Source organism: Pseudomonas sp. WC2 (assembly GCF_050586545.1).
Classification (GTDB): domain Bacteria; phylum Pseudomonadota; class Gammaproteobacteria; order Pseudomonadales; family Pseudomonadaceae; genus Aquipseudomonas.
This window is the reverse complement of sequence record NZ_JBOBDR010000013.1, coordinates 119444-135975: the sequence shown is the minus strand read 5'-3', so window position 1 is coordinate 135975 and position 16532 is coordinate 119444. Positions and strand designations below refer to the sequence as shown.

The following is a 16532-nucleotide window of genomic DNA, read 5'->3' as shown; positions in this document are numbered from 1 at the left end:
CTGATTTTTCAGCTCATTGAAGATTCTGGTACGCCTTGTGCAAACGTTTGCGTAACGTCAATCCCAACGTTTTCGTAACAAAACCGTACAAGCCCACGGAACACGGGCCTCGATCCGAAAAAAGGACTTTGAATGCACGCCGCCTCTTCTGTTCGCGCACCGTTTGTGCGCTCGCTTGCTGTTTCCTTGCTACTGACCGGCGTTACCGGACTTCACAGCGCCGGCGCTTTTGCCCAACCCGCCCTGCCGGAAGAGTCGGCACAAGGCGAAGCACTGAGCCCGGAAGCCAGCCCGCCGAAAAAAGGTGAATACCTGTCGGACTGGTACAACCAGGACCTGATGCTGATCGGCAGCAAAGACATCAGCTTCGGCCCGCAACCCGCCGACGATATCTACCTGGAATACGAGTACTTCGGCCGCAAAGGCCCCTTCGAACTGTACGGCTACATCGACATCCCGAAGATCTTCAACATCGGCAACAGCCACGACAAAGGCGTATGGGATCACGGCTCACCGGTGTTCATGGAGCACGAGCCGCGCATCTCCATCGACTACCTCGCCGGGCGCAGCCTGGCCATCGGCCCGTTCAAGGAATGGTACGTCGCGTTCGACTGGATCTACGACCACGGCAGCCGCAAAGAAAACCGCGCCAACACCCTCTACAGCGGTTTCGGCACCGACATCGACACCCACTCGCGGGTCAATCTGTCGGCCAACCTGTACGGTCGCTACCAGTGGGAAAACTACGGCGCCAGCAACGAATATTCGTGGGACGGCTACCGCGCGCAGCTGAAATACATCATCCCCATCGACAAATTCAGCAACGGCGCTTCGCTGACCTACATCGGCTTCACCAACTTCGATTTCGGCTCCGACATCCACAAGGACAACCCGGCGCGCACCGCCAATGCGACGGTGGCAACCAACGTGCTGCTCTACTCGTTCACCCATTTGCGCTTCACGCTGGTCGGGCGATATTTCCACAACGGCGGCAACTGGGAGGACGGCAGCGAGCTGAATTTCGGCGACGGCAATTTCCGCGCGCGTTCCAACGGCTGGGGTTACTACGCCGGCGTCGGTTATCAGTTCTGATGTTCAGCGTGACGTCGCGCAATCCTGAGATCCACACAAAAAAACCGTGGGAGCCAGCGCTGCTGGCTCCCACAGGGTTTGGCGCTGGATCAGGGGATGAGGATGACCTTGTCGCCGCTGCCCTGATTCACATCCGAATAACGCTGCAGCCCTTCGGCCAGCGGCGACTCCACCAGCCCCTGCGGCAGCGGCAGCGAGCCCTCGTCGAAGAGCCGGCCAAACTGGCCGAGCATCGCCGCACAGGCTTCGACGCCGTACAGCAGCGTATTCACCCCCACCACCGAACCGCCCCGGCGATACAACGCCAGCGCTGGCAATTGCACCTGACCGTCCACGGGCGCGGCGATGATTGCGATGCGGCCAAAAGTCGCCAGCGCCGACACCGAGGCCGGCAGCCAGAAACCGGTGGTGTCGAAGATCACGTCGGCGCCACCGCGATACACCGCATCGACCTGCGCGCCAAGGTCTTCGGGTTTATCCAGTTGAATCGTCCGATAACCCTGCGCCTGCAAATCCGCGACCTGCTCCGGACGCCGCGCCGCCGCCAGAATCTGCGCGCCGCGCACTCTCGCCAATGCGAGTGCCGCCGTGGCCACCGCGCCGCCGCCGATCACCAGCAAGCGGGTGTCAGCCGTCACCAGGCTGCGCTCCAGCGCATCCCACGCCGTGGTGTAAGGCACGCCGAGGCTGGCGGCTTGGGTGAAACTCAGGCGCGACGGTTTGAGTGCGACACCGTTGGCCGGCAGTTTGACGAACTCTGCGTGAGAGCCATCGGCGAAAAAGCCCAGCTCACGACCCGTGCCCCAAACCTCCTGGCCGATCAGCGCTGGCGGACCTTCGACGATGACACCAGCGAAATCCCGACCGGGAATCCGTGGCAGCGTGGTGTAGGGAAAACGGCCAAGGACGTTCTTCACATCGCTGGGATTCAAACCCGCCGCCCTGATCTGCACCAGCACTTCATCAGCGCCAGGCACCGGGGTCGGCACCTCGACGAAACGCAGGGCCGACAGGTCGCCGGTTTTATCGAATTGCAGTGCTTTCATGGAGTGATCCACCGAAGGAGAAAGGAATTCAGGACAGCCAACCGGCGACCAGTTGCCGGCCCATGGGCCACAACTGTTCACCGGCGAGCATGCCGAGCAAACCGACCAGCGCGATGGCCGGCGGTGCGGGGGAGCGGAAATCCAGCGCGCCGTACAACAGGCCGACGCCCAGACCGATGGCCAGCGAAATCAGGTAGTTCATGGAGAGAACTCCGCCGTTTGAAGGGAATGGGCAGAGTCTAGGGATGTGGGCGCGGCGGCATCGGCCAAGGACTTCTGAATTTCGGACAAGTATCGAATGCACACCGCAGAACCCACAGTGGATTTATGCAGGGTTGATTAATCCTGCTCCACTGCAAATTGTGAGGGGGCGACACCCAGTTCCCGCCGAAACATGTCGCTGAAACTGCTCGGCGAATAGCCCAGCTCCCGGGCAATCACACTCACCGCCACGCCCTGAATCAACTCCGCCACCGCCGTCGCCAGTTGCACCTGCCGACGCCATTCGGCGAAACCCATGCCGAGGCTGTCCTTGAACAACCGCGCCAAGGTGCGCACGCTGGCGCCGGCATTTTCCGCATGTTGCTCGAAAGGAATTTCCAGCGACGGCGCCGCCATCACTGCCTGGCACAGATTCATCAAACGTCGATCCGAGTCATCCGGCATCGGGATCTTCAGCTGCGAACGCCTTGCGCGTTTCAGCTCCAGTAACGCCAGCCCGACCAGTGCCTCATAGTATTCCGGCTCGCCGCTGTCGCCCTGCTCCACCAGCCCGACGATCAGCTCGCGCAGCAAACCACCGACCTCGATCACCTGCACCGTCTGATCCAGCGTCGCCGCCAGCGCCGGGCGCAGGTAGATATTGCGCATCTGCAAATCCGAGACCACGCGAATTCCGTGCGGCACACCGGGCGGCAACCACACCGCGCGCTGCGGCGGCACCACCAGCGCTTCATGCGGCGTTTCGACCCACATCACCCCGCTCATGGCATACAGCAGCTGGCCCCAGACATGCTCATGGGGCTCGATGAACAAGCCACGCGGATAGGTGCGCGCGACACGCTGCACGGGCACGTCGGTGTCACTGAGATCGGGGGGCGCGGCAAGGGCCATGACGAGCATTCGTTGGGGTTGGCGGAAGCGCCATGGTAACCAGTGCAGCCGCACGTCGCCAACGATAGATACCGTCGGACAATCCGAGTGAATTTTCCCGACGCGCCGCGATCCTTCTATTACCACAGGGAGGATTACGGGCTTTATGAACAACGCAAAACTCTACGTCATCGAATACACCCTTCACGGCGCCGCCAAGTCGTTCATTATCCGTTCGGACAAAATGGATAATGCCGAGGCTTGGCACTGGGCGAGCTGCGATGCCGGTGTCGGTCGAATTCCGCGTTTCGGCCGGGAGAAAGTGCAAAAGACCAGCAAGCCGATGGCAGAAAAATTCGGCGTCGAAAACGTCGTTTGGCGACCGACCAGCTAAGCTCGATCAGGCCATCGGTATCATTCGGGGGAATCACCATGAGCACCATCATCAGCCCGGCGCATCTGGACTACGGCCTCGATACGCTGTTTGGGCGAATCACCAGGAGTGTGGACTGTCGCGTCGGCCTGGAAGCCGTGGAAGATGATCCGTACCGCTTCGCCCTGAAAGTGCCCGCGCCTTTACCGCAAGATCTCGACCAGGCGAAAACCGTGGTTGTCCGGGTTGAAGGGCGGCGGTTACAGGGTACGGTGCGGCATGCCGAGCGGCTGGATGATGAGAGCCTGAAACTGGAAGTGGAGCCTGATTAGGCTCCACTTTTTTATGCGTGCAGTTATTTGGAATGGCCGCAATCGCAGCCTTTGCTTGAACACTTTTCGCCGCTTTTGTGGTGATGGGCACAGGCTTCACAGCAGTAGTGTTTGCCGTGGACGGCGTAGGCATGATCGCCTTCCTTGATCATGCATTTGCATTCGGCGCAGTCGCATTTTCTATCAGGCATGGGACAGACTCCTGTTTTGGTGGTTGTCTGAGGCTTGATGGGCAAGCCTTGATAACCAGTGTAGGAGGTGTCCGGGATCTTGGGGATATGCCCCTAACCCAATCAATCAGCCGAACGCACACTACTCCGATACATAAACACCAAAGCCAGCGCCAAACAGACCATCGCCAGAATCCGGCTCGCGGACAAGTCGATGGCGGGGTTGCCGAGCCAACCGAAATTATCAATCAACATGCCCATCCCCAACTGCCCGACGATCACCGCCACCGTCGCCACCGCCGTGCCGACCCGGGGCACCGCGCCGACCATGACGATCATGTACACCACACCAAACAGCGCGCCGCTGAGCTGCCATTTCGGCACATCAAGCAACCCCACCGAATGCGCCGGTTCGAAAAACAGAATCAGCAACCCGGTCACCACGGCCCCAACGGCAAACGTCAGCAAACTACTGCGCAACACCCCAACGGATTCGCCCAAACGCCCATTGATCGCCGCTTGAACACTCAATACCGCACCCGCTGCAACCACCACGGCCAGCAAAATAATCAGACTCATCATCAACCCCGAGCAATCAGAACAAGTGCCGCCACAATCAGCAGCAGCGCCAGCCAGCGTTCACCGTTGACCTTTTTACGCGTCGCGCCGAACCAGCCGAAATGATCGATCAATACACTTTTGCCGACCTGACCGGAGAGGATCGCGATCATGGTCATGGCGATACCAATGTGCGGCGTGGCCAGCGTCAACACCACCACGTAGATCGGCCCGAGAAACCCGCCGATCAGTTGCCAGCGCGGCAACGTGTTCAGCGCCGGGCCTTTCTGCGGGCCGGCGAACAGCAGCAGCAAAAACAGAATCGCCGAGCCGACGCCAAAAATGCTCAAGGTCGCCCACAGATGCCCGACCTGCACACCCAACGGCCCGAGCAATCCGGCCTCCACCGACAAACCCATCCCGGCCAGGATCACCAGCGGCAGCAGCAACAAGCGCAACCACGACCTCGCCACCGGCGCCTCAACAGCCACTTCATCCAACGTTTGCATAACCAACTTCCACGGATTAACGAGGGCGCGGATTATCGGCTGGCGCCGCTTTGCGATAAATGGGAGCATCCGGACAACACTTTTGCGCAACACGCACAGCAGGACAAACCATGCACGGGCTTAATGAACTCGGATTCAAGTCACTCAGGCTGTTTGTCGCGGTACTCGACCACGGCAGCTTTTCCGAAGTTGCCCGTCGCGAAGGCGTGGCGCCGTCGTCGATCTCGCGGCAGATCCAGTTGATGGAGCAGGCGCTGAATCAGCAATTGCTCTACCGCCATACCCGCGCGGTGACGCCGACCGAAGCCGGGCGCATGCTCGGCCATCACGCGCGACTGGTGCTGGTGCAACTGGAGGAAGCCGAACAGGCATTGCAGGAACAGCAAAGCGAACCCACCGGTCTGGTGCGCATCAACGCCCCCGTGGTGTTCGGCCAGCGGCATCTGACGCCGTGGCTGGGCAAGTTGTGCGCGCGCTATCCGAAGCTGCAACTGGATATCCAGCAGACCGACCACTACGTCGACCCGCTGCAAGAAGGCGCGGATTTGCTGTTCCGCATCGGCCCGCTGCACGACTCCAGCATGCAGGCGCGGATTCTGGCGCCGCACCGTTTTCAGGTCGCCGCCAGCCCGGCGTATCTCAAGCGTCACGGTACGCCGCAAACACCGGAAGACCTCGCGCAGCACCAATGCCTGGCCTACAAAGGCGCGGCCGGTCTGCAACGCTGGTTTTTCCGCCGCGAGGGCGAGGACTGGACGCCGTATTCGGTGAAAGGCCCGATCACCGGCAACCACGCTGACACCCTCACCCAAGCCGCAGAACAAGGTTTGGGCCTGGTGATGTTTCCGTCGTGGCTGATTGGTGAAGCGGTGCGCGAAGGCACGCTGGTGCCGGTGCTGAAGGAATATCAGGTGTCGAACAGCCTGGAGCCGCAGCAGATTGCGGTGCTGTGGCCGGGGAGTCGACGGTTGTCGGTGAAGGTGCGGACGGTGATTGATTTCTTCGTTGAGTGCTTCGGTGATGTGCCCTATTGGGACAGACCGTGATTTCCCATGTACGAGCTGCCGCAGGCTGCGATCTTTTGATCTTGATTGTTAAAAAGCAGATCGAAAGTTCGCAGCCTGCGGCAGCTCCTACATTGGATTGTGAGCGGAGTCAGATGCGGAACTGGCCCACGAGTTTGCCCAGGCGCTGGCCAAGTTCGGCCAGGCTGCGTGAGGTCTGCGCGCCGAGTTGCGTCTCATCGGCAACGTTATCCACCGCCACCGCAATCTGATGCACGCTGCGGTTGATCTCTTCCGCGACCGCTGTCTGCTCTTCCGCCGCACTGGCGATTTGCGCGTTCATCGAGTTGATCGTCGCAATCAACGATGCCATCGCATCTAGCGAAGCACCGGCCTGATTGGCCTGTTGCGACGTGCCGTCACCGGCCTCGCTGGAGCGGCGCATCGCCTCGACCGCTTGCTGCGTGCCCGCCTGCAAACGGTCGATCATCCCCTGAATTTCCTGGGTGCTGATCTGCGTGCGACTGGCCAGCGCCCGCACCTCGTCCGCGACCACGGCAAAGCCGCGCCCGGCTTCACCGGCGCGCGCGGCTTCAATGGCAGCGTTCAACGCCAGCAGGTTGGTCTGCTCGGCAATCGAACGAATCACCCCGAGCACGCCGACAATCGAGCTGACGTCCTGCTGCAAACTGTCGAGCGACACACCGCTGCTGCGGATGTCATCGACCAGTGCATGAATCTGTTTGATGCTGCCGGCCACCACACGCTTGGCGCTCTGGCCCTCTTCGTCGGTCTGCTGAGCGGCGACGGCGGCGTTCTGCGCGCTCTTCGCCACTTCCTGGGCAGCGGCGGACATTTCGTTGATCGCCGTGGCGACCTGATCGGTCTCGTGGCGCTGACGCTCCATCGCCTGATCCGAACGCTGCGCCTGATCCGACACCTGCGTGACCAGCCCGGTCAGTTGCGTGGTCATCTCGGTGATCTGCCGCACCAGGCCGTGGATCTTGTCGACGAAGCGGTTGAACGAGCCGGCCAGTTCGCCGAGTTCGTCCTGGCTGGTGATGTTCAGGCGGCGGGTGAGATCACCCTCGCCCGCCGCGATGTCGTCGAGGTTGGCTTTCATCAACGTTAGCGGACGCAGAATGGTGTTGGCCAGCAGCATCCCCGCCGCCGCGATCACCAGCAACACCACCACCGCCACGCCGACGATGCTCAGCACCACGCCTTGCATGCGCTCCTGCACCTGCGCTTCGACCAGCGCCACTTGCGCTTCGATGCCGTCGAGATTGACCGACGTGCCGACCGCCATGTCCCACTTCGCCAGGTATTCGGTGTAACCGAGTTTCGGCACCAGCACCTGCGCGTTGCCCGGCAGCGGCGAGCTGTATTGCAGATAGTGAGTGCCGTCCTTCGCGACTTTCACCAGCCCCAGGTTGACGTAGACGCCGTTGGGGTCGCGGTTGTCCTTGAAGCTTTTGCCCACGCCTTCCGGGTCGTTGGCCTTGAACAGGCGCACGGTCTCGGAGTCGTAGCCGAAGAAGTAGCCGTCCTTGCCGTAGCGAATGCCCGAAAGCAGTTTGATCGCCTGCGCGCGTGCTTCGTTATCACCCGGGGTGGCGGCGTCGTAGAGGGGTTTGATCGTGGTCATGGCCACGGCGACGTAACTTTGCAGGGTCGCTTTGGCGTCGCCGAGCAGACGCTCGCGGGTCTGTTCGACCTCTTTGTGCGCCTGTTCCTGAAGGATGAACAGCGTGGTCAGACTGATGACCAGCGCAAAGAGCAACACCGGAAGAACGGCGAGGGACAGGACTTTAGCCTTGAGGCTCAGGCGCATTGTGGGGCTCACTCTTTTGATTTTATTGGCGTGGTTAAAGGCTTTAACGGCACTCCAAAGCAAAAGTTGAGTCAGGGATTCCCCCAATCCCCTGTGGGAGCGAGCCTGCTCGCGAATGGGCCGGCTCAGTCACTGTAATTGTGAATGACCCACCGCTTTCGCGAGCAGGCTCGCTCCCACAATGGGGATTTTGCAGATCAGAGAACCATCGCGGCCACCCAGCCGAACGCCAGCAGCGGCAGGTTGTAGTGCAGGAAGGTCGGCACCACGGTGTCCCAGATGTGGTGATGCTGGCCGTCGATGTTCAAACCGGAGGTCGGACCGAGGGTCGAATCCGAGGCCGGCGAACCAGCGTCGCCTAGCGCACCGGCGGTGCCGACGATGCACACGATCGCAATCGGGCTGAACCCCAGTTGCACGCACAACGGCACGAAAATCACCGCCAGAATCGGCACGGTCGAGAAGGACGAGCCGATGCCCATGGTCACCAGCAACCCCACCAGCAACATCATCAACGCGCCGATGCCCTTGCTGTGATTGATCCACGCTGCCGACGCTTGCACCAGCGTCTGCACTTCCCCGGTGGCCTTGATCACTTCACCGAAACCGGAAGAGGCGATCATGATGAAGCCGATCATCGCCATCATCTTCATGCCTTCGGTAAACAGATCATCGGTCTCGCGCCACTTGACGATACCGGAGGCCGAAAAGATCAAAAAGCCGACCAGCGCGCCGATAATCATCGAGTCCAGCAGCAACTGCACAATGAACGCGGCGGCAATCGCCACCCCGGCAATCGCCAGGCTCAACGGGTTGTATTGCACCGCGACCTGTTCGACCTGCTCGATTTTCGCCAGGTCATACACGCGCTTTTTGCGATAGCTGATAAAGGCAATGCCCAGCCCGACCAACATGCCCAACGCCGGAATGCCCATGGCGTGGGTCACATTGATACCGCTGATATCGACGCCGCTGCGCGCAACATTTGCCAACAGAATTTCGTTGAGAAAGATGTTACCGAAGCCTACCGGGAGGAACATGTACGGCGTGATCAGACCGAACGTCATCACGCAGGCAATCAGGCGGCGGTCGAGTTGCAGCTTGGTCAATACATATAAAAGCGGCGGAACCAGCAGCGGAATGAACGCAATGTGGATGGGCAGAATGTTCTGCGAGGCAATCGCCACCACCCACAACAGGCCAATGAGCAACCACTTGACGCTGTTGCCGCCGGTCGCATGTTGGCGGTCCACCATCGCCAAGGCCTTGTCGGCTAGCGCATGGGCCAGACCCGACTTGGCAATCGCCACGGCGAAAGCGCCGAGCAACGCGTAGGACAACGCCACCGTTGCGCCGCCGCCCAGGCCACTGTTGAAGGCCTTGAGCGTGGCGTCTATGCCCAGACCACCGGTCAGGCCGCCGACCAGCGCCCCGACGATCAAAGCGATCACGACGTGCACGCGGGACAAGCTGAGAATCAGCATGACGCCGACCGCCGCTATGACTGCATTCATTTCACTACCTCGAAAAACACTGCGGTGGAAAACCGACCGCCAGACAGGATGAGTCCGCCCGGGTTTACCGGCGGATTTGCAAAGAGGGTCTTATTAGAAGGGCGCGCACTGTGAATGAAGCAGCGACAAGCTGCAAGTCACAAGCGGCAAGCTTTTGCGTTTTTTCGCTTGCAGCTTGCGGCTCGAAGCTCAAGAAAACTGCTCTTGGGCCGTTACAGTGCAAAGTCTCAGATATTTATCGAATAAGGACGTCTCCATGTCGCTCAGACAACTTTCCATCCAATGGAAAATCACCCTGCTCGCCGGCCTCTGCCTGGCCGGTATCGTGACCCTGTTGGTGGGTCTTTCGCTGTATCGCATGGAGCACAGTTCCGAACTGGTGAAAGCCTCCAGCATGGAGATGCTCACCGAGTCCGCTCAGGCGCGCATCGAATCCCAAGGTGAAGTGCAAGCGGCAGGCATTCGCCAGCAGTTCATGGACGCCTATCAGTACGGCCACGGTTTTTCGCGGCAGGTGCTGTTCCTGCGCGAACAGGCCGAAAAACGTTTCCTCGACGCCTTCGACCTGCGCGAAGACATGACCCGCCAAGTGAAGTCCGCGCTGCAAGCCAACCCGGATCTGCTCGGCCTGTCGCTGGTGTTCGAAGCCAACGCGCTGGACGGCAAAGACGAATTGTTCGCCGGTCAGGCTGAACTGGGCAGCAACGACAAAGGTCGTTTCGCCCTGTACTGGTCGCAACCGACCCCGGGCAAGGTCACCTCGATGGCGCTGCCGGAAAGCGACATGTCCGACACCAGCACCGGCCCCAGCGGTCAGGCGGCCAACGCCTGGTTCACCTGCCCGCGCGCCACGCTCAAACCGTGTGTGATCGAACCGTATTTCTACGTGATCGACGGCCACAACGTGCTGATGACCAGCATCGTCTTTCCGTTGATGGTCGACGGTAAAGTCATCGCTTCGCTGTCGGTGGACATCAACCTCAACAGCCTGCAAGCGATCAGCCAAAGCGCGAGCAAAAAGCTCTATGACGGCCAGACCGCCGTCAGCATCATCAGCCCCGCCGGCCTGCTCGCCGGTTACAGCCCGGACGCCAGCAAACTCAGCCAGCGTCTGGACGCCGTGGACAAAACCAGCGGCGCCGAACTGCTGAGCAAACTCGCTTCGAGCACCAGCGTCAGCAGCCTGCACAGCAACGGCCAGTTGAAAGTGCTGTCGCCGTTTCAGCCGATTCCCGGTGGCCCGTCGTGGGGCGTGTTGCTTGATGTGCCGGAGAAAGTCCTGGTCAGCCGCGCCGAAGCGCTCAAGCAACAACTGGACGCGAGCAATCATTCAGGCACGTTGATCGAGCTGAGCCTCGGCGTGCTGGCCGCGTTGATCGGGCTGCTGCTGGTGTGGCTGATGGCGCGCAGCGTGACCAAACCGATCCTCGGTGTGGCGCACATGCTTGAAGACATCGCCAGCGGTGAAGGTGATTTGACCCGTCGTCTGGCCTATGACAAGAAGGACGAACTGGGTCAGTTGGCCGGTTGGTTCAACAAGTTCCTCGATAAATTGCAGCCAATCATCGCCGAGGTAAAACGCTCGGTGCAGGACGCGCGCAACACCGCCGATCAATCGTCGGCCATCGCGACCCAGACCAGCGCCGGCATGGAGCAGCAATATCGCCAGGTCGATCAGGTCGCCACCGCTTCCCACGAAATGAGTGCCACCGCACAAGACGTCGCGCGCAGCGCAGCGCAGGCTGCCGAAGCCGCCAAGGACGCCGACCGCGCCACCCGTCAGGGCCTGACCGTGATCGACCGCACCACCGCGAGCATCGACACCCTCGCCGCCGACATGAGCGCGGCGATGGTGCAAGTCGAAGGTCTGGCGGCCAACAGCGAGAAGATCGGCGCCGTGCTGGAAACCATCCGCGCCATCGCCGAGCAGACCAACCTGCTGGCGCTCAACGCCGCGATTGAAGCGGCGCGTGCCGGTGAAGCCGGACGTGGTTTTGCCGTGGTCGCCGACGAGGTGCGCAACCTCGCCCGCCGCACGCAAGAATCGGTGGAAGAAACCCGTCAGGTCATCGAGCAATTGCAAAGCGGTACGCAGGATGTGGTCGGTTCGATGGGTAACAGCCATCGTCAGGCACAAGGCAGTGTCGAACAGGTGGGTCAAGCGGTGACGGCGCTGCGCCAGATCGGTGAGGCGGTAACGGTGATCAGCGACATGAACCTGCAAATCGCCAGCGCCGCTGAAGAGCAGAGTGCGGTGGCCGAGGAGATCAATAACAACGTGGCAACGATTCGCGATGTGACGGAATCGTTGTCCGGCCAAGCGAACGAGTCAGCGCGAGTGAGTCAGTCGCTGAACAGCCTGGCGAATCAGCAGCAGAGTTTGATGGATCAGTTTCGGGTGTGACCCGGGATTTTGGGGTGTCAGGTAAATCCTTTCCCCCTCACCCCAGCCCTCTCCCCCAAGGGGTAGAGGGGAAAGGGAGCCGATCTATGTGCTTTTCAAAACCTGAGTTCGACTCGATATCCCAAGTCGGCATACCTCGGCCATCCCACTCGGTCAGTCCCCTCTCCCTCTGGGCGGTCCGACGTTTCGGGAGGGCTAGGGTGAGGGGCTTCTAAAAGCCTCACCGCCGAGGCAGTTCAATCAACACTTTCAGCCCGCCCCACTCGCTTTCCATCAACATCAGCGTCCCGCCCCACGTATCAACAATATCGCGCACAATCCCCAGTCCCAACCCATGCCCGTGCGTCTGCTCATCCAGCCGCGCTCCCCGACTGAACACCTGCGCGCGCTGTTCTTCAGGGATCCCCGGCCCGTCATCTTCCACGCTCAGGGCAAATCCCTCAGCCGTTTCGACCACGCTCAAGCGCACCTCGGCGTCCGCCCACTTGCAGGCGTTGTCGAGCAGATTGCCCAGCAGCTCCAGCAAATCCTCACGATCCCACGGCAGTTGCAGCCCCGCTGGGGCGACGTAACTCAAGGCCAGATGCTCGCCGTGAATCATGTTCAACGTCGCCAGCAACCCCGGCAGTTCAGCATCGCAATCGAACAGCGCGCCGGGCAGTGCATCCCCGGATAACCGTGCGCGATTAAGTTCACGATTGAGCCGCTGCTGCACCTGTTCCAACTGTTCGGTGAGGATCTTGCGCAGCTCCGGGTGGGCATCCAGTTTCTCGCTCGACGCCAAGCTCAACAGCACCGCCAACGGCGTTTTCAATGCGTGACCAAGGTTGCCCAAGGCATTGCGCGAACGCTTGAGGCTGTCTTCGGTGTGCGCGAGCAAATGGTTGATCTGCGCCACCAGCGGCTCCAGCTCCACCGGCACTTGATCGTCGAGTTGCGAACGTTGGCCCTGTTGCAACTGCGCGATCTGCTCGCGCGCTCTTTCCAGCGGCTTCAATGCGCGGCGCACGGTCAAGCGCTGCAAGAACAGAATCAACAGCAACGCCGCCAAACCAAGGCCCAAGCCAATCTGGCGCATGCGCTGAAAGCTCTCGCGCACCGGCGTGTAATCCTGCGCGACGCTGATCGAAATTGACTGGCCCAAGCGCCGGTAGTCCGAACGCAGCACCAGCAGTTGCTGGCCGTCCGGGCCCAATTGCAGGTTGCTGTGCAGACCGGGATGTTCCATCAGCGGCAGATCCTGATCCCACAACGAGCGCGAGCGCCAGTGGCTGTCGGCAAAGTCGATGCGGAAATAATGCCCGGAAAACGGCCGCTGATAGGCCGGCGACAGATGTCGTTCATCCAGTTGCAAACCATTCGGGCCACGCACCAGCGCCACCAGCAGGCTTTCGCTGTCGTTGCGCAGACCCGCTTCGAGGTAGCGCTGCAAACCCACCTCGAACAGCCACAAACTGGTTTGCGCCACCACCACGCCGACGATCACCATGACGCTGATCAAACCCAGGCTCAAGCGGCGCTGGATTGACCTCACGAAGCTTGCCCGCCGAACAGGTAACCCTGGCCGCGGCGGGTTTCGATCACGCTTTTGCCAAGCTTGCGCCGCAGGTGATTGACGTGCACTTCAAGGACGTTGGAATCACGCTCGGTTTCACCGTCGTAGAGGTGTTCGGCGAGATGGCTTTTGGAGAGGATCTGCTCGGGGTGGAGCATGAAATAGCGCAGCAGGCGGAATTCGGCCGCGGTCAATTGAATGTCGGCGCCATCTCGCACCACGCACTGGCGCCCCTCGTCCAGGTGCAGGCCGGCAGCCTGCAATGTCGGCTGATTCGACTGGCCTTTGGAGCGACGCAACAGCGACTGAATGCGCAAATACAACTCTTCGGGATGAAACGGTTTGGTCAGGTAATCGTCGGCACCGGCCTTCAATCCTTCGATGCGTTCGGCCCAGGAGTCGCGCGCGGTGAGGATCAGCACCGGGATCGCCAGGCCGCCAGCACGCCACTGCGCCAACACCTCAAGCCCCGGCACGCCGGGCAGGCCGAGGTCGAGAATGATCAGGTCATACGGCTCACTGCTGCCCTGATACAGCGCGTCGCGGCCGTCCGCCAGCCAATCCACCGCATAGCCTTGGCGTTGCAGACCGGCGAGCAATTCGTCGGCCAGCGGTACGTGGTCTTCCACCAAAAGCAAACGCATCGATCAATCTTCCTTGTCTTTCACCAATTCGCCGGTATCGGCCTTCAAGTGCAGCTCACGGGCGACACCCTCGACGGTCAGCAACTCGACTTCATAAATGTAGACGTCGTGTTTTTCTTCCAGCTCGACTTCCAGCAGTTTCGCGCCGGGATAGCGATCCATCGCCTGCTGCAGCACTTGCTCCAGCGGCAGGATCACACCCTGCTTGCGCAGATTCAGGGCCTCGTCCGGACCGAGGTCGCGGGCCATGGCCGTCGAGCAAAACAACAACAGCACCCACGCCGTGCGGCGCGTGGCGCGAACATTAACCTTCATTACGTATCCTGATGATCCTTGAGAACCTGCCCGGTCACCGCGTCTAATTCCAGATCCCATTCGAGCCCCTGCGGATCACGCATTTCGATCTGGTAAATGTACTTGCCGTACTGCTCTTCCAGCTCGGTATCGGTGATCGTCGAGCCCGGATGTTTGCCCAGCGCGGTGGCATTGAGCTTCTCGAAGGACACGATAGTACCAGCGTCACGCAGACGCAGGGCCTCATCGGGGCCGAGATCGCGGGCGTGAACGGTGCCGGCAGTCAAGCCGATGATCGAGGCGATGGTCAGGGCAGTCAGGGTTTTCATGGTGTCTCCGTATTTTTTATGTGCTGCTTTACGGTGGGCACCTTAGCGATTTGAACTTAACTGAAACTGAATTGCCATCATTGCCCCAGCGCAACACATTACCCCCTTGTGGGAGCGAACCTGCTCGCGAATGCGGTGTGTCAGTCAGTAATGATGTGTCTGACACACCGCATTCGCGAGCAGGCTCGCTCCCACAGAGGGCCGCAGTGGTTCTATAATCCTTCGCTTGCTAACGATCGAGACCGGTATGACCGCCATCCACATCAAATTCCCTGCCCTCACCCTCAAGGCCGGCCCGCGCGCCATGGCGCGTATTCGCGCCGAGGGCCTGAACGCCGCCGACGTCGGCACCCTGCCCGGCGCTGCCGGTGGACCGAAGGCATTGGGAATTCAGGGACTCGATCTGGCGCTGTTCGGCGAATGGCTGCCGAGTGCGCCGCGCGAGCGTTCGCTGATTGGGGCGTCGGTCGGTTCCTGGCGCTTCGCCAGCGCCTGCCTGCCGGACGCCGCCGAAGGCATTCGCCGCCTCGGTCACCTGTACGCCGAGCAGAATTTCAACAAAGGCGTAACCATGGCCGAGATCAGTCAGAGCTCGCAGCGCATGCTCAATGACCTGCTCGATGGCCGCGACGCGAGCATCCTCGACAACGCGCATTACCGCTTGAACATCATGGTAGTGAAAAGTCAGGGGCGTCTTGCCGATGACCATCGCGGGCGATTGGGGCTGGCACTGGGCTCGGTGATCGCCGATAACCTGCGTGGCCGCGCTCGACTGTCGCGGCACTTCGAACGGCTGATCATCCACGATCCGCGCCTCGCCCCGCCGGTCAATGCACTGAACGATTTCCCGTCACGTTTCGTTGCCCTGAATGCCGGCAATCTGCGTCAGGCCTTGCTCGCCTCGGGTTCGATTCCCATGGTCATGGAAGGCGTGCGCGACCTGCCGGGCGCCGGTGCTGGCACCTTCCGCGATGGCGGTCTGCTCGACTATCACCTCGACCTGCCCTACAGCGGCGACGGCATCGTGCTCTATCCGCACTTCACCGACCGAGTGATTCCCGGCTGGTTCGACAAAACCCTGCCGTGGCGCAAAGCCTCGGTGGAACGCCTGCAGGACGTGCTGTTGCTCGCGCCGTCGAAGGAATATCTGGCGCGTCTGCCCTACGGCAAACTGCCCGACCGCAACGACTTCAAACGCTTCATGGGCGACGCGTCGAGTCGGCAGAAATACTGGCACGCGGCGATGGACGAGAGCCGCCGTCTGGGCGACGAATTCCTCGAACTGACTGCCAATGGTCGCCTCGCCGAGCGCTTGCTGACCCTTTAGTCAGCACGGCCAAACACAAGCTGGTAAACTCGCCGCCTGCCCGAATCGCTGCGGCGAACGCCATCTGAACAGAGCTGAAAATACCGTGGAAATCTTCAAAGAATTTACCTTCGAATCCGCCCACCGCCTGCCGCACGTCCCGGACGGCCACAAGTGCGGACGTCTGCACGGTCACTCGTTCAAAGTGGCGATTCACCTCAGCGGCGACCTCGATCCGCACACCGGCTGGATCCGCGATTTCTCCGAGATCAAAGCGATTTTCAAGCCGCTGTACGAGCGTCTCGATCACAACTACCTGAACGACATTCCTGGCCTGGAAAACCCGACCAGCGAAGTGCTGGCCAAATTCATCTGGAATGAAATGAAGCCGTTGCTGCCGGAACTGAGCGCGATCCGTATTCACGAGACCTGCACCAGCGGCTGCATCTATCGCGGCGAATAAGCAAAAAGGCTCG

19 protein-coding genes and 2 pseudogenes are annotated in these 16532 nt (G+C 60.8%); 8 read left to right on the top strand and 13 right to left on the bottom strand.

Annotated elements, in window-relative coordinates; all coding sequences use genetic code 11:
- The first annotated feature begins 132 nt into the window (after positions 1-132).
- Positions 133-1092: a nucleoside-specific channel-forming protein Tsx gene (locus tag ACQ4OE_RS17470; protein ID WP_430947369.1), complete on the top strand. Its 960-nt coding sequence runs from the start codon at positions 133-135 to the stop codon at positions 1090-1092.
- A gap of 89 nt (positions 1093-1181) precedes the next feature.
- On the opposite strand, the gene ACQ4OE_RS17465 is transcribed toward ACQ4OE_RS17470, so the two are convergent.
- The 3 genes from ACQ4OE_RS17465 to ACQ4OE_RS17455 all read right to left on the bottom strand — a co-directional run bounded on the left by ACQ4OE_RS17465 (position 1182) and on the right by ACQ4OE_RS17455 (position 3260).
- On the bottom strand, positions 1182-2138 hold the full coding sequence (locus ACQ4OE_RS17465) for a quinone oxidoreductase family protein (protein WP_430947368.1): 957 nt from the start codon (positions 2136-2138) through the stop codon (positions 1182-1184).
- Positions 2139-2166: 28 nt separating this feature from the next.
- Positions 2167-2340 (bottom strand): DUF1427 family protein, encoded by a 174-nt coding sequence (locus tag ACQ4OE_RS17460; RefSeq protein WP_007969534.1) that lies wholly within the window; start codon positions 2338-2340, stop codon positions 2167-2169.
- 137 nt (positions 2341-2477) lie between these two features.
- The gene (locus ACQ4OE_RS17455) at positions 2478-3260 is read right to left on the bottom strand and encodes an AraC family transcriptional regulator (RefSeq protein ID WP_430947367.1); all 783 of its coding nucleotides are present in this window, start codon (positions 3258-3260) and stop codon (positions 2478-2480) included.
- A gap of 136 nt (positions 3261-3396) precedes the next feature.
- Here ACQ4OE_RS17455 and ACQ4OE_RS17450 point away from each other — a divergent pair, with 136 nt between their 5' ends.
- Positions 3397-3624 carry a DUF6555 family protein gene (locus ACQ4OE_RS17450; RefSeq protein WP_122590498.1) on the top strand — a complete coding sequence of 76 codons (228 nt, stop codon included), beginning with the start codon at positions 3397-3399 and terminating at the stop codon, positions 3622-3624.
- Positions 3625-3662: 38 nt separating this feature from the next.
- On the top strand, positions 3663-3935 hold the full coding sequence (locus ACQ4OE_RS17445; RefSeq protein WP_430947366.1) for a hypothetical protein: 273 nt from the start codon (positions 3663-3665) through the stop codon (positions 3933-3935).
- A gap of 23 nt (positions 3936-3958) precedes the next feature.
- Here ACQ4OE_RS17445 and ACQ4OE_RS17440 read toward each other — a convergent pair whose 3' ends face one another.
- The 3 genes from ACQ4OE_RS17440 to ACQ4OE_RS17430 all read right to left on the bottom strand — a co-directional run bounded on the left by ACQ4OE_RS17440 (position 3959) and on the right by ACQ4OE_RS17430 (position 5172).
- Positions 3959-4126, bottom strand: a complete 168-nt coding sequence (locus ACQ4OE_RS17440) for a metallothionein (protein WP_122590502.1) — start codon at positions 4124-4126, stop codon at positions 3959-3961.
- Between the two features lie 102 nt (positions 4127-4228).
- Complete coding sequence (locus ACQ4OE_RS17435) at positions 4229-4684, bottom strand: DMT family transporter (RefSeq protein WP_122590647.1); 456 nt, start codon at positions 4682-4684, stop codon at positions 4229-4231.
- Between the two features lie 2 nt (positions 4685-4686).
- The gene (locus tag ACQ4OE_RS17430) at positions 4687-5172 is read right to left on the bottom strand and encodes a DMT family transporter (protein WP_430947365.1); all 486 of its coding nucleotides are present in this window, start codon (positions 5170-5172) and stop codon (positions 4687-4689) included.
- Between the two features lie 110 nt (positions 5173-5282).
- Here ACQ4OE_RS17430 and ACQ4OE_RS17425 point away from each other — a divergent pair, with 110 nt between their 5' ends.
- Positions 5283-6218, top strand: a complete 936-nt coding sequence (locus tag ACQ4OE_RS17425) for a LysR family transcriptional regulator (RefSeq protein WP_430947364.1) — start codon at positions 5283-5285, stop codon at positions 6216-6218.
- Between the two features lie 109 nt (positions 6219-6327).
- Here ACQ4OE_RS17425 and ACQ4OE_RS17420 read toward each other — a convergent pair whose 3' ends face one another.
- The 3 genes and pseudogenes from ACQ4OE_RS17420 to ACQ4OE_RS17410 all read right to left on the bottom strand — a co-directional run bounded on the left by ACQ4OE_RS17420 (position 6328) and on the right by ACQ4OE_RS17410 (position 9524).
- Positions 6328-7083, bottom strand: a complete 756-nt coding sequence (locus ACQ4OE_RS17420; protein WP_430947414.1) for a methyl-accepting chemotaxis protein — start codon at positions 7081-7083, stop codon at positions 6328-6330.
- A 102-nt stretch (positions 7084-7185) separates the two neighbouring features.
- Positions 7186-8010: pseudogene (locus tag ACQ4OE_RS17415) on the bottom strand (cache domain-containing protein); the annotation flags it as partial.
- 197 nt (positions 8011-8207) lie between these two features.
- On the bottom strand, positions 8208-9524 hold the full coding sequence (locus ACQ4OE_RS17410) for a Na+/H+ antiporter family protein (protein ID WP_430947363.1): 1317 nt from the start codon (positions 9522-9524) through the stop codon (positions 8208-8210).
- Positions 9525-9780: 256 nt separating this feature from the next.
- On the opposite strand from ACQ4OE_RS17410, the pseudogene ACQ4OE_RS17405 reads away from it, so the two are divergent.
- Together ACQ4OE_RS17405 and ACQ4OE_RS17400 are read left to right on the top strand one after the other, a co-directional pair.
- Positions 9781-11070, top strand: a pseudogene (locus ACQ4OE_RS17405) (HAMP domain-containing protein); the annotation flags it as partial.
- Positions 11071-11172: 102 nt separating this feature from the next.
- Positions 11173-11928, top strand: a complete 756-nt coding sequence (locus ACQ4OE_RS17400) for a methyl-accepting chemotaxis protein (RefSeq protein ID WP_430947413.1) — start codon at positions 11173-11175, stop codon at positions 11926-11928.
- Positions 11929-12148: 220 nt separating this feature from the next.
- Here the strand turns inward: ACQ4OE_RS17400 and ACQ4OE_RS17395 are convergent, their stop codons facing one another.
- From ACQ4OE_RS17395 to ACQ4OE_RS17380, 4 genes are read right to left on the bottom strand one after another with little or no spacing between them, the layout of a single operon-like run.
- Positions 12149-13462 carry a sensor histidine kinase gene (locus ACQ4OE_RS17395; RefSeq protein ID WP_430947362.1) on the bottom strand — a complete coding sequence of 438 codons (1314 nt, stop codon included), beginning with the start codon at positions 13460-13462 and terminating at the stop codon, positions 12149-12151.
- Positions 13459-14127: a response regulator transcription factor gene (locus tag ACQ4OE_RS17390; protein WP_122590516.1), complete on the bottom strand. Its 669-nt coding sequence runs from the start codon at positions 14125-14127 to the stop codon at positions 13459-13461. Before ACQ4OE_RS17390 ends, ACQ4OE_RS17395 begins: the two co-directional genes overlap by 4 nt.
- A 3-nt stretch (positions 14128-14130) precedes the next feature.
- Entirely contained in the window at positions 14131-14442 is a 312-nt protein-coding gene (locus ACQ4OE_RS17385; RefSeq protein WP_430947361.1) for a PepSY domain-containing protein, read from the bottom strand.
- Positions 14442-14750, bottom strand: coding sequence for a PepSY domain-containing protein (locus ACQ4OE_RS17380; protein WP_122590520.1), 309 nt, complete (start codon positions 14748-14750; stop codon positions 14442-14444). Before ACQ4OE_RS17380 ends, ACQ4OE_RS17385 begins: the two co-directional genes overlap by 1 nt.
- A 247-nt stretch (positions 14751-14997) precedes the next feature.
- Between ACQ4OE_RS17380 and ACQ4OE_RS17375 the strand changes: the two genes are divergently transcribed.
- Both ACQ4OE_RS17375 and queD read left to right on the top strand, forming a co-directional pair.
- On the top strand, positions 14998-16077 hold the full coding sequence (locus ACQ4OE_RS17375; RefSeq protein WP_122590521.1) for a patatin-like phospholipase family protein: 1080 nt from the start codon (positions 14998-15000) through the stop codon (positions 16075-16077).
- Positions 16078-16162: 85 nt separating this feature from the next.
- Positions 16163-16519: a 6-carboxytetrahydropterin synthase QueD gene (gene queD / locus ACQ4OE_RS17370; RefSeq protein WP_003223505.1), complete on the top strand. Its 357-nt coding sequence runs from the start codon at positions 16163-16165 to the stop codon at positions 16517-16519.
- Positions 16520-16532: the final 13 nt, after the last annotated feature.

What these genes read in the sequence shown, in the direction of transcription:
- ACQ4OE_RS17400 (WP_430947413.1), top strand. Translation starts at nt 11,173, where the DNA reads ATGGAGCAGCAATATCGCCAGGTCGATCAGGTCGCCACCGCTTCCCAC.
- ACQ4OE_RS17425 (WP_430947364.1), top strand. Translation starts at nt 5,283, where the DNA reads ATGCACGGGCTTAATGAACTCGGATTCAAGTCACTCAGGCTGTTTGTC.
- ACQ4OE_RS17385 (WP_430947361.1), bottom strand. Translation starts at nt 14,442, where the DNA reads ATGAAGGTTAATGTTCGCGCCACGCGCCGCACGGCGTGGGTGCTGTTG.
- ACQ4OE_RS17455 (WP_430947367.1), bottom strand. Translation starts at nt 3,260, where the DNA reads ATGCTCGTCATGGCCCTTGCCGCGCCCCCCGATCTCAGTGACACCGAC.
- ACQ4OE_RS17380 (WP_122590520.1), bottom strand. Translation starts at nt 14,750, where the DNA reads ATGAAAACCCTGACTGCCCTGACCATCGCCTCGATCATCGGCTTGACT.
- ACQ4OE_RS17465 (WP_430947368.1), bottom strand. Translation starts at nt 2,138, where the DNA reads ATGAAAGCACTGCAATTCGATAAAACCGGCGACCTGTCGGCCCTGCGT.
- ACQ4OE_RS17410 (WP_430947363.1), bottom strand. Translation starts at nt 9,524, where the DNA reads ATGAATGCAGTCATAGCGGCGGTCGGCGTCATGCTGATTCTCAGCTTG.
- ACQ4OE_RS17460 (WP_007969534.1), bottom strand. Translation starts at nt 2,340, where the DNA reads ATGAACTACCTGATTTCGCTGGCCATCGGTCTGGGCGTCGGCCTGTTG.
- ACQ4OE_RS17430 (WP_430947365.1), bottom strand. Translation starts at nt 5,172, where the DNA reads ATGCAAACGTTGGATGAAGTGGCTGTTGAGGCGCCGGTGGCGAGGTCG.
- ACQ4OE_RS17450 (WP_122590498.1), top strand. Translation starts at nt 3,397, where the DNA reads ATGAACAACGCAAAACTCTACGTCATCGAATACACCCTTCACGGCGCC.
- ACQ4OE_RS17390 (WP_122590516.1), bottom strand. Translation starts at nt 14,127, where the DNA reads ATGCGTTTGCTTTTGGTGGAAGACCACGTACCGCTGGCCGACGAATTG.
- ACQ4OE_RS17440 (WP_122590502.1), bottom strand. Translation starts at nt 4,126, where the DNA reads ATGCCTGATAGAAAATGCGACTGCGCCGAATGCAAATGCATGATCAAG.
- ACQ4OE_RS17435 (WP_122590647.1), bottom strand. Translation starts at nt 4,684, where the DNA reads ATGAGTCTGATTATTTTGCTGGCCGTGGTGGTTGCAGCGGGTGCGGTA.
- ACQ4OE_RS17375 (WP_122590521.1), top strand. Translation starts at nt 14,998, where the DNA reads ATGACCGCCATCCACATCAAATTCCCTGCCCTCACCCTCAAGGCCGGC.
- ACQ4OE_RS17470 (WP_430947369.1), top strand. Translation starts at nt 133, where the DNA reads ATGCACGCCGCCTCTTCTGTTCGCGCACCGTTTGTGCGCTCGCTTGCT.
- ACQ4OE_RS17445 (WP_430947366.1), top strand. Translation starts at nt 3,663, where the DNA reads ATGAGCACCATCATCAGCCCGGCGCATCTGGACTACGGCCTCGATACG.
- ACQ4OE_RS17420 (WP_430947414.1), bottom strand. Translation starts at nt 7,083, where the DNA reads ATGGAGCGTCAGCGCCACGAGACCGATCAGGTCGCCACGGCGATCAAC.